This window comes from Paraburkholderia gardini (genome assembly GCF_907164545.1).
GTDB lineage: Bacteria > Pseudomonadota > Gammaproteobacteria > Burkholderiales > Burkholderiaceae > Paraburkholderia > Paraburkholderia gardini.
Genome location: NZ_CAJQZB010000031.1, coordinates 13,079 through 28,777 on the forward strand (window position 1 = coordinate 13,079; position 15,699 = coordinate 28,777).

Sequence of the window (15,699 nt, forward strand, 5' to 3'; positions counted from 1 at the left end):
GCGTCGAATAACGTGTGAGGTTACGAGGCGGTTGACGCGAATTTTCGCGAAAGTTCTTGCGTGACTGCGAATGCGCGAACAACGATGGTTGCCGCGCTTCGCATCGGGAAGAGAAATGACCGGCAGTACAACGGCTTAGCTCGAAAACGCGCTTGACGTGCGCGCGTTGCGAACAGGCCGCGAATCACACGATGCCATTCCATGGCGCTTGCGATGACACATCGATATGCTCGCCAGGCGCGAGCCCCAGCGCAAAAATATCGAGTGCGCCGACCCCAACCCGCACGAGCCGCAGCGTGGGAAATCCAGCCGCTGCTGTCATACGTCGAACCTGGCGGTTCTTGCCTTCCGTAATCGAGAGTTCGATCCACGTAGTGGGAATGGCCGCGCGAAAGCGGATCGGTGGCGTGCGCGGCCAGAGCGATCCAGGCGGCTCGACAAACTCCGCGCGACACGGACGCGTCACGTAATCGCCGAGATCGACGCCGCGCGCGAGCTTCGCCAGATCGTCGGCTGAAGGAGCGCCTTCTACCTGTGCCCAGTAACGTTTGATGAGTTTGTGGCGCGGCTCGGCGATGCGCGCCTGCAGCGCGCCATCGTCGGTGAGCAGCAGCAGGCCTTCGCTGTCCGAGTCGAGACGGCCCGCGGGATAGACGCCAGGCGTCTTGACCCAGTCCGCGAGTGACGCGCGCGTTTCGTGCGGCGAGAACTGGCAGATTGTGCCGAACGGCTTGTTGAGCGCGATAAGACGCATGCAATAAATTCCGGTGGACCTGCCGCGCCTTCAATGAAACGCGCGCGAGCCGCGCCGCGTAGTGCGGTGCGGGCAGCGCACACAGGCGTTACGCTGTGTAGCAGATGGCGGGATATTAATGCATAATACGGAACGGCACGTCTTATGTCTTATATAAGACATAAGAGAAGAGTGCTGCACTCATCCGTTCGCGTTGCCCGGTTTTTGTGATTTTTCCCGCCTGGTCCTTGCCCGTGCATGCACGGTAGCGTGGGCTAGAATAGCGGCCTGACCGCTCGCGGGCGTCCGGCATTGCGCGTATCGAGGAGCGTCCGGTTTCACAGTCCCCCATCAGCTTCCATATCGCTGCTTCTACCAGCACAGCTATCACGGAGTCCGATCATGCCGTATCAACACATCAAGGTCCCGACGGGCGGTGACAAGATCACCGTCAACGCGGATTACTCGCTCAACGTGTCCGACAATCCGATCATTCCTTACATCGAAGGCGATGGTACGGGCCTCGACATCACGCCGGTGATGATCAAGGTCGTCGACGCCGCGCTCGAGAAAGCGTATGCGGGCAAGAGGAAGATCCACTGGATGGAAATCTACGCGGGCGAAAAGGCGACGAGGGTGTACGGCCCGGACGTGTGGCTGCCGGAAGAAACGCTCGAAGTGCTGAAGGAATACGTGGTGTCGATCAAGGGACCGTTGACGACGCCGGTTGGCGGCGGCATCCGTTCGCTGAACGTCGCGTTGCGCCAGGAGCTCGACCTGTACGTGTGCCTGCGTCCGGTGCAGTACTTCAAGGGCGTGCCTTCGCCCGTGCGTGAGCCGGAGAAGACCAATATGGTGATCTTCCGCGAGAACTCGGAGGACATTTACGCCGGTATCGAATGGCCTGCGGAATCGGCGGAAGCGAAGAAGGTCATCAAGTTCCTGCGCGAAGAAATGGGCGTGAAGAAGATCCGCTTCCCGGATACGTCCGGTATCGGTGTAAAGCCGGTGTCGCGCGAAGGCACGGAACGTCTGGTGCGCAAGGCGATCCAGTATGCGATCGACAACGATCGTCGCTCGGTCACGCTGGTTCACAAGGGCAACATCATGAAGTTCACGGAAGGCGCATTCCGTGACTACGGCTACGCGCTCGCGCAGAAGGAATTCGGCGCGGAGCTGATCGATGGCGGCCCGTGGATGAAAGTGAAGAACACGAAGACGGGCGGCGACGTCGTCGTGAAGGACGTCATCGCGGATGCGTTCCTGCAGCAGATCCTGCTGCGCCCGGCTGAATACGACGTGATCGCCACGCTGAACCTGAACGGCGACTATGTATCGGACGCGCTGGCTGCGCAGGTCGGCGGTATCGGTATCGCGCCGGGCGCGAACATGTCGGATTCGGTCGCGATGTTCGAAGCGACGCATGGCACTGCGCCGAAGTATGCCGGCAAGGATTACGTGAACCCGGGTTCGGAAATCCTGTCGGCTGAAATGATGCTGCGGCACCTCGGCTGGACCGAGGCGGCGGACGTGATCATCTCCGCGATGGAAAAGTCGATTCTGCAAAAGCGCGTGACGTACGACTTCGCGCGTCTGATGGAAGGCGCGACGCAGGTGTCGTGCTCGGGCTTTGGTCAGGTGCTGATCGAGAATATGTAAGCAGGTCCAGCGTCATCCGGAGAAATCCGGCGAACCCCGGTGCGCAATATTTGTGACCGGGGTTTTGTTTGTCTATGTCCGCTCGATGTAATGGAATCCGGGATTCGATGAGCGTAATTCCGTGGGGAGGGGCCGTGAATTTATCTCCAATCCCCTGTCGAGGGGCGATGACTGCACGCGTATCGAACGACCGCGCCGAAGCCTGCGATATCATCTCTCGCATGTTTCCCGTTCCCCGCGATTCCTGTTCTCTCGTTCTGCAATGATCTCGATGTGGCGCATCCTTGTCGCGTTATCGCTTGCGCTGTTCTTCACGCAGGGCGCGTCCGCGCATTCCGGACAGCCGGTGAGCACCGGCGGGATGGTGCACGCATCACATCAGGTTTCGCGAGCGCCATCTTCTTGCCCCGACGTGGTCGGGGCCGGCTCGCTGTGCCACCACGATCATTCGATCTGCTGCACGACCGCGTGCGGCGTGCATTGCGGGGCGTTTTTCACCGCGTTCCATTTCGAAACGCGGGCATCGGGTGGGTCGCTACCGCTGCCGGTCTCCGAGCCCTCGCGTGACAGCGTCGCGCACGCGCCGCTGCTGCGTCCGCCGATAGTCTGATCACGCCGGGCAGTGCGCGCACATCGCCGATGTGTGACGCATGCCGCTCACCCAGATGATGACCCGACCGGCCGTGTCCATGCCCGAGGGTCATCACCCGATCAGGCGCGAACGCATCGTACGTCTGTACGCCCCGTTCGCTCGCAACAAGGAACCATCATGATTCGCAGGCAATTTCTCGCCCGCACGCTGAGCGCCGCCGTCGCGTCGCTATTAGCGCGCGGCGTCCTCGCGCAGCACGCTGGCCATTCGATGCACGGCATGGAGGGGATGGACGACATGCCGGACATGCCCGGCATGCATCCCGCAAAACCGGTCGCGGCGCAGCCAGAATCCGCCGCTGCCGCGCTCGCGCCTGCCGATGCGCTCCCTTCAGGCGCGCCCTTGCCGGCATTGCGCGTACTTCGCAACGAAAGCCGGGAACCCGGCCTGTTCCGCGCGACACTCGTTGCCGAGCCCGCGCAACATCCATTACTCGAGAGCCGGCCGACGACCTTCTGGCAATACAACGGAGCGGGCGCGGACAGCACGCAGGGCCCGGTCACCGGTCCGCTGATCGACGTCCGCGAAGGCGATACCGTCGAAATCCGCTTCATCAACCGCCTGCCGCAACCGTCGACGATTCACTGGCACGGCATGCCCGTGCCGCCCGATCAGGACGGCAATCCCGGGAACGTGGTCGCGCCCGGCGCCACACGCGTCTACCGCTTCACATTGCCGGCCGGCAGCGCCGGCACGTACTGGTACCACCCGCATCCGCACATGATGTCGGCGGAACAGGTGTTTCGCGGCCTCGCCGGGCCGGTCATCGTTCGCGCCGCCGACGATCCGCTGGCCGGCTTCCCCGAGCGCCACCTGTTTTTCTCCGACCTGAAACTGGCCGCCGACGGTTCGATTCCCGCCAACGACATGATGGACTGGATGAACGGTCGCGAAGGGCAGTTCGTGCTGGTGAATGGCGCACGCCGTCCGCGCATCAATGTTAAGGAAGATGAGCGCTGGCGTCTGTGGAATGCGTGCAGTGCCCGCTATCTGAGATTTTCGCTCGGAGCCGGGCAGCGTTTTGTTCAGGTCGGCACGGACGGCGGTTTGCTGGAAACGCCGCGCGAAGGTCTGACCGAACTGCTGCTCGCGCCCGGCGAGCGGGCTGAAGTGATCGTGCGCGCCGGCAGCGTGCCGTCGCAGGCAACACTTACCGCCGACGTCTACGACCGTCGCAAGATGGCGATGCCGGAGGGCAGCCTGCCGCCGGACCCGGCGCACGTGCTCGCCGACGTCGCGTTCCAGCCGCAACCGATCGGCGAGGCTGGCGCCGCGTTGCGCGCGATACCCGCCACGTTGCGGACCATCGTGCCGCTGCCTGCACCCGTCGCGCGGAAGTCGGTGGTCTTTTCAGAAGCGATGGACATGACCGCAATGCACCATTCTGGCGCATCGGTCCACGGCATGCCGGCGGGAATGCGGTTCATGATCAACGGCACTTCGTTTGATCCAAAGCGGATCACGCTGACGAGCCGGCGCGACGCAGTCGAGGAATGGGCGGTCGAGAACCGCACTGACATGGATCATCCGTTCCATCTGCATGGCACGCAGTTTCAGGTCGTCGGGCGGGAGCGCGGCGGGGTGGTCACGCCGGAGCCGTTGCTCGCGTGGCGCGATACGGTGAACGTCCAGCCCGGCGAGACCGTGCGCATCGCCACGGTTCAGAAGATGGCGGGCGAGCGGATGTTCCATTGCCACATCCTCGAACACGAAGACCTCGGCATGATGGGCACGCTCAGGGTGATCTGAGCGCGACCTCGGGATTCCGGCGACAGACGGTCAATACAGCGGCCCGAAATGAAAAAACCCGGCACGAAGCCGGGTTTTCAGGGTTCGGGTATCGAACGGAATCAGGCGGCAGCCTGGATGTTCGATGCCTGTTTGCCTTTGGGGCCTTGCACGACCTCGAAGCTTACTTTCTGGCCTTCCTTGAGCGTTTTGAAACCGTTCATCTGGATAGCCGAAAAGTGTGCAAACAGATCCTCACCGCCTTCGTCGGGCGTAATGAATCCGAAACCTTTCGCGTCATTGAACCATTTGACCGTACCAGTTGCCATGCCAACTTCCCCTGTAACTCATGTCCCTACCACGAGCCCCTCGAAAAGCTTAACGACCGCAGTTGCTGCCGCTCCTCGTTACAAGCTCACCACGGCATTTTTCCGTTATTCCGGCTGGGTGGAAAAAAGTGCCAGCTTGATTGTTGAGGCTCTTAATCCGACTGTCAAGAAAATTTTGAGACAGCCGTGGGCGCGTTGTAAAGACCCAATTTCCAGGGTTTTTCCTTCTTCTCTTATGTGCGGTGGCACAAGCGGCGCATCTTGAAAAGACGCATAATCGACTCACATGAGGTTCAGACCAGACGGGCATCGCTGTCGTCTCCAGCCTGATCAGACGGGTTGTGCGATACTCGTTTCGACTGCAGTTTTTCGGGATGAGTTTTACGTCAATCCCGTGAGCCGGATCCGCAATCGGCTCGGTGCAGAACTCACGCGTGACAAGGCTGTACGGTCAGGCGGTGGCGAACCGATCGCCGACCAGCCGGTCGGGTTTTGGCAGGATTGCGGGCCTGCCCGGGTTGTTTAGAATTGGATGTATGGCGATTATCCCGGACAAGCAGGATGGCACCGTACTGGAGCGGCAGGAACAGAAGCTGAAACCGCCGGCCATGTACAAGGTGGTGCTGTTGAATGACGACTTCACGCCGATGGAATTCGTCGTGATGATCGTGCAGGAGTATTTCAGTAAAGATCGTGAGACCGCAACACAGGTGATGTTGAAGGTGCATCGCGAAGGTCGGGGGGTTTGTGGGGTCTACACGCGGGACATCGCGTCGACCAAAGTCGAGCAAGTCGTTACCCACGCACGGCAGGCCGGGCATCCGCTGCAGTGTGTGATGGAGGAAGCATGATTGCCCAGGAACTGGAAGTCAGCCTGCACATGGCGTTCATGGAAGCACGCCAGGCGCGGCACGAGTTCATAACGGTCGAACATCTTTTACTGGCCCTGTTGGACAATCCGACGGCAGCAGAAGTGTTGCGCGCGTGTGCAGCCAACATCGAAGATCTGCGCCAGAACCTGCGCAACTTCATTCATGACAACACGCCGACCGTGCCAGGCACGGACGACGTCGATACGCAGCCGACACTCGGCTTCCAGCGCGTCATCCAGCGCGCGATCATGCATGTTCAGTCGACATCGAACGGCAAGAAGGAAGTCACCGGCGCGAACGTTCTCGTCGCGATTTTCGGCGAGAAGGATTCGCACGCGGTCTACTACCTGCAGCAGCAGGGCGTGACGCGTCTGGACGTGGTGAACTTCATCTCGCACGGCATCGCGAAGACGAGCAGCACCGACGCCGCGAAAGCGAGCGACGCCAGCGCCGAGTCCGACGAAGCCGCCGCGCAGAAGGAAACCCCGCTTGCCCAGTTCACGCAGAACCTGAACCAGATGGCGAAAGACGGCCGCATCGATCCGCTGATCGGGCGCGAGCTGGAAGTCGAGCGTGTGGTGCAGGTGCTATGCCGTCGTCGCAAGAACAATCCGCTGCTGGTCGGCGAGGCCGGCGTCGGCAAGACGGCGATCGCCGAAGGTCTCGCCTGGCGCATCACGCGCGGCGAAGTGCCCGATATTCTTGCGGATGCGCAGGTGTATTCGCTCGACATGGGCGCGTTGCTCGCGGGCACCAAGTATCGCGGCGATTTCGAGCAGCGTCTGAAGACGGTCCTGAAGGAATTGAAGGAACGTCCGCACGCGATTCTCTTCATCGACGAAATCCATACGCTGATCGGCGCAGGCGCTGCATCGGGCGGCACGCTGGACGCGTCGAACCTGCTGAAGCCGGCGCTCTCGTCGGGCACGCTCAAGTGCATCGGCGCGACGACGTTCACCGAATATCGCGGCATCTTCGAAAAAGACGCGGCGCTGTCGCGTCGTTTCCAGAAGATCGACGTGACCGAGCCGACCGTCGAGCAGACGGTGGCGATCCTGCGTGGCCTCAAGTCGCGTTTCGAGGAGCACCACGGCGTGAAGTATTCGTCGGGCGCACTGAACGCGGCCGCTGAACTGTCGGCACGCTTCATCACGGATCGTCATCTGCCGGACAAGGCGATCGACGTGATCGACGAAGCGGGCGCAGCGCAACGCATCCTGCCGAAGTCGAAGCAGAAGAAGACGATCGGCAAGGGCGAGATCGAGGAAATCATCTCGAAGATCGCGCGCGTGCCGCCGCAAAGTGTGTCGCAGGACGATCGCAGCAAGCTGCAAACGCTGGACCGCGATCTGAAGAGCGTCGTGTTCGGGCAAGACCCGGCGATCGATGCGCTGTCGGCCGCGATCAAGATGGCGCGGGCTGGCCTTGGCAAACTCGACAAGCCGATCGGCGCGTTCCTGTTCTCCGGCCCGACGGGCGTCGGCAAGACCGAAGTGGCGCGGCAGCTCGCGTTCACGCTCGGCATCGAGCTGATCCGCTTCGACATGTCGGAGTATATGGAGCGTCACGCGGTGAGCCGTCTGATCGGCGCGCCGCCGGGATACGTCGGGTTCGACCAGGGCGGTCTGCTGACCGAAGCTGTCACGAAGAAGCCGCATTGCGTGCTGCTGCTCGACGAAATCGAGAAGGCGCATCCGGACATCTACAACGTGCTGCTGCAGGTGATGGACCACGGCACGCTGACGGACAACAACGGCCGCAAGGCGGATTTCCGTAACGTCATCATCATCATGACGACGAATGCGGGCGCTGAGTCGATGAACAAGTCGACGATCGGCTTCACGACGCGCCGCGAAACCGGCGACGAAATGGTCGACATCAAGCGCATGTTCACGCCGGAGTTCCGTAACCGTCTGGACGCGACGATCAGCTTCCGCTCGCTCGATGAGGAAATCATCATGCGCGTGGTCGACAAGTTCCTGATGCAGCTCGAAGACCAGTTGCACGAGAAGAAGGTCGACGCGCTCTTCACCGACGCGCTGCGCGCGCACCTTGCGAAGCACGGTTTCGATCCGCTGATGGGCGCGCGTCCGATGCAGCGTCTGATCCAGGACACGATCCGTCGTGCGCTGGCAGACGAGTTGCTGTTCGGCAAGCTGATGAGCGGCGGCCGCGTGACGGTCGACGTCGATGCTGAAGACAAGGTGCAGTTGACCTTCGACGAGCAGCCGGCGCCGCGCAATCCGAATCCGGAAGCGATCGAAGTCGAGTAAAGCTTTCGCTTAAGCTGTACGTCAAGGCAGAACGGCGCGGGTTAAACCCCGCGCCGTTCTGCTTTTTGCTTTTGAAAAACGAAAGCGTTTAATGCTTGCCCGTGCTGCCAAAACCGCCGGCGCCGCGCGTGCTTTCCTCGAAGTCGTCGACGATGTTGAATTCGGCCTGCACGACCGGCACGATCACGAGCTGCGCGAGGCGCTCCATTGGATTCAGCATGAACGCTGTCTGGCCGCGATTCCACGTCGAAATCATCAGTTGCCCCTGGTAATCCGAATCGATCAGGCCGACCAGGTTGCCGAGCACGATGCCATGCTTGTGACCGAGGCCCGAGCGCGGCAGGATCAGCGCCGCGTAACCTGGATCGCCGACGTGAATCGCGAGACCTGTCGGCACCAGCGCGGTTTCGCCGGGTTTCAGCGTCAACGGTTCATCGAGGCAGGCGCGCAGGTCGAGGCCCGCGCTGCCGGTTGTCGCGTAGGCGGGCAACTGGTCGCGCATGCGCGCGTCGAGAATCTTCAGGTCGAGTTTCATGCAGGTTCGTTGTGAATTGAGAAAAACCTCAGCGTGCCAGCTGGAACGCTTCGGCGAGAAGTTCGTAAGAGCGAAGCCGCGCACGGTAACTGCCGGCCACCGTCAGGACGATCAGTTCGTCGGCCTGGAACTGCTCCTGAATGGCGAGCATTCTTGCCGTGACGCTTTCGGGTGTGCCGACGATGCTGCGCGGCTTCTCACGGTCGATCACCAGTTGTTCGCGCTCGCCGTATTCCTGCGCGACGCCCTGTTCGGTCGACGGAATCGGTGCGTTCAGACCGTACGCCATCTGCACGCGCCGCAGGTCGACGGCTTTTTCGAGGTCGGCGGCTTCCTGTTCCGTATCCGCACAGATCACGAAGACGGCGGCCGCAAGATACGGCTCTGCTTCGTTGCCCGCCGTGAAACGCTCGCGATACGTCTGCGCGACCTGATGGCCGAAGTGCGCGTTGATGAAATGCGCGAACGAGAAACGCAGGCCAAGCTGCGCGGCAAGCATGCCGCCGAAGTCGCTCGAGCCGAGCACCCAGAGCTGCGGACGGGTTTCGACGGCCGGTTGCAGCAGCACGCCGTGCGCGACGTGTTCGGGCGGCAGCGTGCCGTTCATCAGCCCGACGAGATCGGCGACCTGCTGCGGAAAAATGTCGCCGCGGTTGTACGTGCCCGCGGCGACGGCCTGCGCGGTGCGCATGTCGCCGCCCGGCGCGCGTCCGACGCCCAGATCGATCCGGTCCGGAAAGAGCGCCTCGAGCATCATGAACTGCTCGGCGAGCTTGAACGGGCTGTAGTACGGCAGCATGACGCCGCCGGAACCGAGCCGGATGCGCTTCGTCACGCTGCCGAGTCGCGCGAGCATGACTTCCGGGCACGGGTTCGACACGCCGCGCAGACCGTGATGCTCCGCGCACCAGTAGCGCGTGTAGCCGAGATCGTCGGCGAGTTGCGCGAGTTCGACGGTGGCGGCCACGGCGTCCGCGACCGAATGCCCGTCGATGACCGGGGTTTGATCGAGCACGGAAAGTAGTGTCATGGTTCCGCTCCGGGTCAGGATGAATGTAGCGCGCGCCGCGTCACGTCAAGTCAGGAGATGGGGCGCGTGTCCGGCAGACGCTTCGCGATTTCGGCGACCAGTGCGCGCGCGAGCGTCTTTTTGTCGGCGCGCGGCAGCTTCGTCGCGCCTTTGGCTTCGAAGAGCACGACTTCGTTGTCGTCGAGGCCGAAGGTCTGCGGGCCGAGATTGCCGATCAGCAACGGCACGTTCTTGCGCACGCGCTTTTCTTCGCCGTGTACGTCGAGATTGTCGCTCTCCGCCGCGAAGCCGACGCAAAAGGGCGGATGCGGCAGCTTCGCCACCGATGCCAGAATGTCCGGATTTTCGACGAACGTGAACGTCGGCAAAGACCTGTCCGCGTTCTTCTTGATCTTGTGTTCCGCGACGTGATCGATGCGCCAGTCGGCCACGGCCGCGACGCCGATGAAGATGTCGTAATTGACCACGGCGCGCATCACGGCGTCGTGCATCTGCTGCGCGGTCTGCACATCTTCGCGGTACACGCCCCACGGCGTTTCCAGCGAAACCGGACCGGCGACGAGATGGACGTCCGCGCCCGCCTGCTGCGCGGCGCGTGCGAGCGCGAAGGCCATCTTGCCGCTCGAACGGTTCGTGATGCCGCGCACCGGGTCGAGCGGTTCGAACGTCGGGCCGGCCGTCAGCAGCACGCGGCGACCCGCGAGAATTTTCGGCGTGAAAAACGATGCGATGGCTTCGTACGTGGCTTCGGGTTCGAGCATGCGTCCATCGCCCGTTTCGCCACATGCCTGCGCGCCCGAGTCCGGCCCGAGCACTTCGACGCCGTCGGCGCGCAGTTGCGCGACGTTGCGTTGCGTCGCCGGATTCAGCCACATCTGGCGGTTCATTGCCGGTACGACGAGAAGCGGACAGTCGCGCGCCACGCATAGCGTGGACAGCAGGTCGTCGGCCATGCCGTGGGCGAGCTTCGCGAGGAAATCCGTCGATGCCGGCGCGATCACGATCGCGTCCGCTTCGCGCGACAGATCGATGTGCGGCATGTTGTTGTCGATGCGCGCGTCCCACTGGCTCGTATAGACGGGCCGGCCCGACAGCGCCTGCATCGTGACAGGCGTGATGAACTGCGTCGCCGCTTCGGTCATCGCGACCTGTACGGTCGCGCCCGCCCTGGTCAGCAGGCGCGTGAGTTCAGCGATCTTGTAACAGGCGATGCCGCCCGACATGCCGAGGACGAGATGTTTTCCAGCGAGTTCAGCGGTTGCCAACGCGAGCCTCCGACAAAGCATGACGGCCGGCGCGCTCTCGGGTGCCGGCCGCCGGCCTGGGTACTGACGATCAAGCCCGCAAAATCAGGCGTAAAAAGCGCGCCGGATCAGCGCGCGCCGCGCACGCGCCGCAGTTCGTCGAACACGAGCAGCACGGCACCGATCGTGATCGCGCTGTCGGCGATGTTGAACGCCGGCCAGTGCCACGTGCGCACGTGAAAATCGAGGAAGTCGATCACGTGGCCGTAGGCCAGCCGGTCGATCACGTTACCGAGCGCGCCACCCAGAATCAGCGACAGCGCCGTGCAGAACATCCGCTGGCTGCCGTGGCGCTTGAGCAGATAGCAGATCACCAGCGCCGCGATGACGCCGAGCGCCGTGAACGCCCAGCGCTGCCAGCCGCCCGCCGCTGCGAGAAAGCTGAACGCCGCGCCGCGGTTATAGACGAGCACGAGGTTGAAGAACGGTGTCAGCGCGACCGACTGGCCGTACGCGAACACCTTCGCAATCGCGATCTTCGACAACTGGTCGAACAGGATGACGATCAGCGCGACGCCCAGCCACGGCGCCAGCGATCCGCCGGCAGGTTTCGACACCGTTCTGGCCATTATGCCGCGCTCCTTGCTTCACCGCTGCCGAAGAGGTTGCTGAAGCAGCGGCCGCACAGCGACGGGTGGTCGGCGTGCGTGCCGACGTCCGCGCGATAGTGCCAGCAGCGTTCGCACTTCAGATATTTCGAGGCGATGACTTCGACGCCTTCTTCTTCGGCGGTTTCGACCTTCACGACCGTGGCCGCCGAGGTGATCAGCACGAACTTGAGGTCGTCGCCGAGACTCGTCAGCGCGTCGTAACGCGCGCCGCTCGCGCGGATTTCGACTTCCGCCTGCAACGACGAACCGATCATATTCGCGACGCGCGCTTCTTCCAGCGCCTTCGTCACGTTGCCGCGCACCTCGCGCAGCAGCGTCCACTTGTCGACGAGCGCGGCGGATTGCGGCACGTCCGGCCACGCGTGATACGTTTCCGTGAAAATCGTTTCGCCCGACGGCTGGAAGATTTTCCATGCTTCTTCGGCGGTGAACGACAGGAACGGCGCCATCAGACGCAGCAGGCCGTGTGCGATGTGATACAGCGCGGTCTGGGCGGAGCGGCGCGCGACCGAACCGGCCGCCGTGGTGTACAGGCGATCCTTCAGCACGTCGAGATAGAAACCGCCGAGGTCTTCCGAGCAGAACGTCTGCAGCTTTGCGACGACCGGATGGAACTCGTACTTCTCATAGTGCGCGAGGATGTCCGCCTGCAGACCGGCCGACAGCGCGACCGCATAGCGGTCGATTTCGAGCCAGTCGCCGACCGGACGCGCGTCCTTCGCGAAGTCGAAGTCCGACAGGTTCGCGAGCAGGAAGCGCAGCGTGTTGCGGATGCGCCGGTAGCCTTCCGTCACGCGCTTCAGGATTTCCTCGGAGATAGCGAGTTCGCCCGAATAGTCGGTCGAGGCGATCCACAGGCGGATGATTTCCGCGCCGAGGCGGTTCGCCACTTCATGCGGGTCGATACCGTTGCCGAGCGACTTGCTCATCTTGCGGCCTTCGCCGTCGACGGTGAAGCCGTGTGTCAGCAGCGCGTTGTACGGCGGGCGGCCATCGAGCATCGAAGCGGTGAGCAGCGACGAGTGGAACCAGCCGCGATGCTGGTCCGACCCTTCGAGGTACAGGTCCGCCGGGAACTGCAGTTCATCCTTGTGCGAGCCGCGCAGCACGTGCCAGTGCGTCGTGCCGGAATCGAACCAGACGTCGAGCGTGTCGCGGTTCTTTTCGTACATGTTGGCGTCGTCGCCGAGCAGTTCGCGCGGATCGAGCGACTGCCACGTTTCGATGCCGCCCTGCTCGACGCGCTTCGCGACTTCTTCGAGCAGTTCCAGCGTGCGCGGATGCAGTTCGCCCGTTTCCTTGTGCACGAAGAACGCCATCGGCACGCCCCACTGACGTTGACGCGACAGCGTCCAGTCAGGGCGGTTCGCGATCATGCTGAAGAGGCGCTGCTTGCCCCACGACGGATAGAACGCCGTGTTTTCGATGCCTTCGAGCGCGGTTTCGCGCAGCGTCCTGTTCGTGTCGTTCGGTTTGACGTCCATGCCGGCGAACCACTGCGAAGTCGCGCGGTAGATGATGGGCGTCTTGTGGCGCCAGCAATGCATGTAGCTGTGCGTGTATTTTTCGGTGCGCAGGAGTGAGCCGGCGGCTTCGAGCGCCTCGACGATTTTCGGATTCGCCGCCCAGATCGACAGCCCGCCGAAGAGCGCAAGCGATTCGATATAGCGGCCATCGCCCATGACCGGGCCGATGATGTCGGAGTCCGCCATGCCATGCGCCTTGCACGACACGAAGTCTTCCACGCCGTACGCCGGCGACGAGTGCACGATGCCCGTACCCGTTTCGGTCGTCACGTAGTCGCCGGGATAGACCGGCGATGTGCGGCGATAGTCCGGATGCGCGGACGCCAGCGGATGATGAAAGCGCACGTTCGCGAGGTTCGCGCCAGGTGCCGTCGCGATCACGTGACCTTCCAGACCGTACTGCTTCAGGCACGCCTCGACGCGCTCCTCAGCCAGAATCAGCAAGCCGCGCGGCGTATCGACGAGCGCGTACGTGATCTCTGGATGGACGTTCAGCGCCTGGTTGGCGGGGATCGTCCACGGCGTCGTCGTCCAGATGACGATGCCGCCCTCGCTGCGCGGCAGCGCCGCGAGGCCGAACGCCTGCGCGGTCTTTTCCGGCTCGGCGAAGCTGAACAGCACGTCGATCGTCGGATCGGTCTTGTCCTTGTATTCGACTTCCGCCTCGGCGAGCGCCGAACCGCAGTCGAAGCACCAGTTCACCGGCTTCAGGCCGCGGAACACGTAGCCTTTTTCGATGATCTTCGCGAGAGCGCGGATTTCGCCGGCTTCATTCGCGAAGTTCATGGTTTTGTACGGGTTGTCCCAGTCGCCCAGCACACCGAGACGGCGGAACCCGACCTTCTGCTTTTCGATCTGCTCGCTCGCGTAGGCGCGCGCCTTCTGCATCACTTCGATGGCGGGAAGCGACTTGCCGAACTGCTTTTCGATCTGGATTTCGATCGGCATGCCGTGGCAGTCCCAGCCCGGCACGTAGACCGCGTCGAAGCCCGCGAGATTGCGCGCCTTGACGATCATGTCCTTCAGGATCTTGTTCACCGCGTGGCCGAGGTGGATGTCGCCGTTCGCATACGGCGGGCCGTCGTGCAGGATGAACTTCTTGCGGCCACGGCTGGCGGCGCGGATCTTTTCGTAGATCTTGCGCTCCTGCCATTCCTTCACCCATTGCGGTTCGCGTTTGGGCAGGTCGCCGCGCATCGGGAACGGCGTGTCGAGCAGGTTGACCGGGTAGCGGGACTGCGGTTTCGAATCGGCTTTCTTGTTGCTCATGATCAGGTCGCGGTGAATGCTGTGTGTCGCGGAGTACGCGGGGCATGGTGCGCGTCAGGCAGGCTGGTCGCGTGGGCGACTGGCGCTGTCCGGTGCGCGCGGCGAGGGCACGTGCGGCTTGCGGCCAGACACGTACCGCGGCGGTTATCTAATTCGGTCGGTGGCCGAGGTGGCGAAGCCGGTCGAGCGGCTGCCCGGCACACGCGCGCCGACGGCCGCAAACCACGCGCGCGCATTGGCGACGTCGCGCGAGATCGCAGCGGTCAGCGTTTCGAGGTCGACGTATTTCTCCTCGTCGCGCAGTTTCTTCAGGAATTCGACGCGCACGAGTTTGCCATACGCGTCGCCATGCCAGTCGAGCAGGTGCACTTCGAGCAGCACGCGCCCGGAATCGTCGACGGTCGGACGCAGGCCGAGGCTCGCGACGCCCGGCAGCGGTTCCGCCTCGACGCCATGCACGCGCACGACGAAGATGCCCGCGAGTGCCGGCCGCCTGTGCGCGATCGGCAGATTCAGGGTGGGAAAGCCGAGGTCGCGGCCGAGCTTCATGCCGTGCACGACGTGCCCGCTGATCAGGTAATCGCGGCCGAGCGCGGCACGCGCCGAATCGAGGTCGCCCGCGACCAGCGCCGCGCGCACGCCGGAGCTGGAAATCCGCGCGCCGGAGGGATCGGCGACAGTCGCCATCTGCTCGACTTCGAAGCCGTGCTGCCCGCCCGCCGCCTTCAGCGAATTGAAGTCGCCCGCGCGCTTCGCGCCGTAGCGGAAGTCGTCGCCGATCATGACCCAGCGCGCGTGCAGGCCGTTCACGATGATCCGCTCGACGAACGCATCCGGCGACTGGCTGGCAAACGTCTGGTTGAAATGCTCGACGACGACGCGATCGACGCCGTTCATGCGAAGCGCCTCGAGCTTGTCACGCAGCATCGCGATGCGCGGAGGGGCTGCGGCCGGGTTGAAGAATTCGCGCGGGTGGGGCTCGAAGGTCATCACGCAGACGGGCAGGCCGCGTGCATCGGCGGCCGCGCGGACGTGCGCGAGCAAAGCCTGATGGCCGCGGTGGACACCGTCGAAGTTGCCGATGGTCAGTGCGCACGGCGCACGGCTTTCAGCATTGGGAAGACCGCGGAAGACTCTCACGATAGCGGGTGTGGCGAGTTTGAGTAGAGTGGGCCAGA

At 63.1% G+C, this 15,699-nt stretch carries 13 protein-coding genes; 5 read left to right on the forward strand and 8 right to left on the reverse strand.

Features of this window, described 5'->3' with window-relative positions:
- Positions 1-184: 184 nt before the first annotated feature.
- A complete protein-coding gene (locus LPA37_RS20035; protein ID WP_229013472.1) occupies positions 185-754 on the reverse strand; it encodes a pseudouridine synthase in 570 nt (189 codons plus the stop codon).
- A gap of 381 nt (positions 755-1,135) precedes the next feature.
- Here LPA37_RS20035 and icd point away from each other — a divergent pair, with 381 nt between their 5' ends.
- The 3 genes from icd (at position 1,136) to LPA37_RS20050 (ending at position 4,793) form a co-directional block, all read left to right on the forward strand.
- Complete coding sequence (gene icd, locus LPA37_RS20040; protein ID WP_228976942.1) at positions 1,136-2,392, forward strand: NADP-dependent isocitrate dehydrogenase; 1,257 nt, start codon at positions 1,136-1,138, stop codon at positions 2,390-2,392.
- 271 nt (positions 2,393-2,663) lie between these two features.
- A complete protein-coding gene (locus tag LPA37_RS20045; RefSeq protein WP_228976943.1) occupies positions 2,664-3,002 on the forward strand; it encodes a hypothetical protein in 339 nt (112 codons plus the stop codon).
- Positions 3,003-3,161: 159 nt separating this feature from the next.
- Complete coding sequence (locus tag LPA37_RS20050; RefSeq protein WP_229013473.1) at positions 3,162-4,793, forward strand: multicopper oxidase family protein; 1,632 nt, start codon at positions 3,162-3,164, stop codon at positions 4,791-4,793.
- A 101-nt stretch (positions 4,794-4,894) separates the two neighbouring features.
- Here LPA37_RS20050 and cspD read toward each other — a convergent pair whose 3' ends face one another.
- Positions 4,895-5,101, reverse strand: coding sequence for a cold shock domain-containing protein CspD (cspD, locus tag LPA37_RS20055; RefSeq protein ID WP_017776809.1), 207 nt, complete (start codon positions 5,099-5,101; stop codon positions 4,895-4,897).
- Positions 5,102-5,637: 536 nt separating this feature from the next.
- Between cspD and clpS the strand changes: the two genes are divergently transcribed.
- Together clpS and clpA are read left to right on the forward strand one after the other, a co-directional pair.
- Entirely contained in the window at positions 5,638-5,952 is a 315-nt protein-coding gene (clpS, locus tag LPA37_RS20060) for an ATP-dependent Clp protease adapter ClpS (protein WP_228976947.1), read from the forward strand.
- Complete coding sequence (gene clpA, locus LPA37_RS20065; protein ID WP_228976949.1) at positions 5,949-8,246, forward strand: ATP-dependent Clp protease ATP-binding subunit ClpA; 2,298 nt, start codon at positions 5,949-5,951, stop codon at positions 8,244-8,246. Before clpS ends, clpA begins: the two co-directional genes overlap by 4 nt.
- Positions 8,247-8,334: 88 nt before the next feature.
- Here the strand turns inward: clpA and dut are convergent, their stop codons facing one another.
- From dut to LPA37_RS20095, 6 genes are all read right to left on the reverse strand, one after another.
- Positions 8,335-8,781, reverse strand: coding sequence for a dUTP diphosphatase (gene dut / locus LPA37_RS20070; RefSeq protein ID WP_229013474.1), 447 nt, complete (start codon positions 8,779-8,781; stop codon positions 8,335-8,337).
- Positions 8,782-8,809: 28 nt separating this feature from the next.
- Positions 8,810-9,811: an LLM class flavin-dependent oxidoreductase gene (locus LPA37_RS20075; RefSeq protein ID WP_228976953.1), complete on the reverse strand. Its 1,002-nt coding sequence runs from the start codon at positions 9,809-9,811 to the stop codon at positions 8,810-8,812.
- A 50-nt stretch (positions 9,812-9,861) separates the two neighbouring features.
- Positions 9,862-11,076 (reverse strand): bifunctional phosphopantothenoylcysteine decarboxylase/phosphopantothenate--cysteine ligase CoaBC, encoded by a 1,215-nt coding sequence (gene coaBC / locus LPA37_RS20080; protein WP_228976956.1) that lies wholly within the window; start codon positions 11,074-11,076, stop codon positions 9,862-9,864.
- A 107-nt stretch (positions 11,077-11,183) separates the two neighbouring features.
- Positions 11,184-11,684, reverse strand: coding sequence for a signal peptidase II (gene lspA, locus LPA37_RS20085; RefSeq protein ID WP_228976958.1), 501 nt, complete (start codon positions 11,682-11,684; stop codon positions 11,184-11,186).
- The gene (ileS, locus tag LPA37_RS20090) at positions 11,684-14,521 is read right to left on the reverse strand and encodes an isoleucine--tRNA ligase (protein ID WP_229013475.1); all 2,838 of its coding nucleotides are present in this window, start codon (positions 14,519-14,521) and stop codon (positions 11,684-11,686) included. Before ileS ends, lspA begins: the two co-directional genes overlap by 1 nt.
- Positions 14,522-14,665: 144 nt before the next feature.
- Positions 14,666-15,661: a bifunctional riboflavin kinase/FAD synthetase gene (locus LPA37_RS20095; RefSeq protein WP_228976962.1), complete on the reverse strand. Its 996-nt coding sequence runs from the start codon at positions 15,659-15,661 to the stop codon at positions 14,666-14,668.
- Positions 15,662-15,699: the final 38 nt, after the last annotated feature.

Coding starts and splice junctions, on each gene's coding strand:
- cspD (WP_017776809.1), bottom strand. CDS start 5,101: ATGGCAACTGGTACGGTCAAATGGTTCAATGACGCGAAAGGTTTCGGA.
- LPA37_RS20035 (WP_229013472.1), bottom strand. CDS start 754: ATGCGTCTTATCGCGCTCAACAAGCCGTTCGGCACAATCTGCCAGTTC.
- icd (WP_228976942.1), top strand. CDS start 1,136: ATGCCGTATCAACACATCAAGGTCCCGACGGGCGGTGACAAGATCACC.
- ileS (WP_229013475.1), bottom strand. CDS start 14,521: ATGAGCAACAAGAAAGCCGATTCGAAACCGCAGTCCCGCTACCCGGTC.
- lspA (WP_228976958.1), bottom strand. CDS start 11,684: ATGGCCAGAACGGTGTCGAAACCTGCCGGCGGATCGCTGGCGCCGTGG.
- clpA (WP_228976949.1), top strand. CDS start 5,949: ATGATTGCCCAGGAACTGGAAGTCAGCCTGCACATGGCGTTCATGGAA.
- clpS (WP_228976947.1), top strand. CDS start 5,638: ATGGCGATTATCCCGGACAAGCAGGATGGCACCGTACTGGAGCGGCAG.
- LPA37_RS20045 (WP_228976943.1), top strand. CDS start 2,664: ATGTGGCGCATCCTTGTCGCGTTATCGCTTGCGCTGTTCTTCACGCAG.
- LPA37_RS20075 (WP_228976953.1), bottom strand. CDS start 9,811: ATGACACTACTTTCCGTGCTCGATCAAACCCCGGTCATCGACGGGCAT.
- dut (WP_229013474.1), bottom strand. CDS start 8,781: ATGAAACTCGACCTGAAGATTCTCGACGCGCGCATGCGCGACCAGTTG.
- LPA37_RS20050 (WP_229013473.1), top strand. CDS start 3,162: ATGATTCGCAGGCAATTTCTCGCCCGCACGCTGAGCGCCGCCGTCGCG.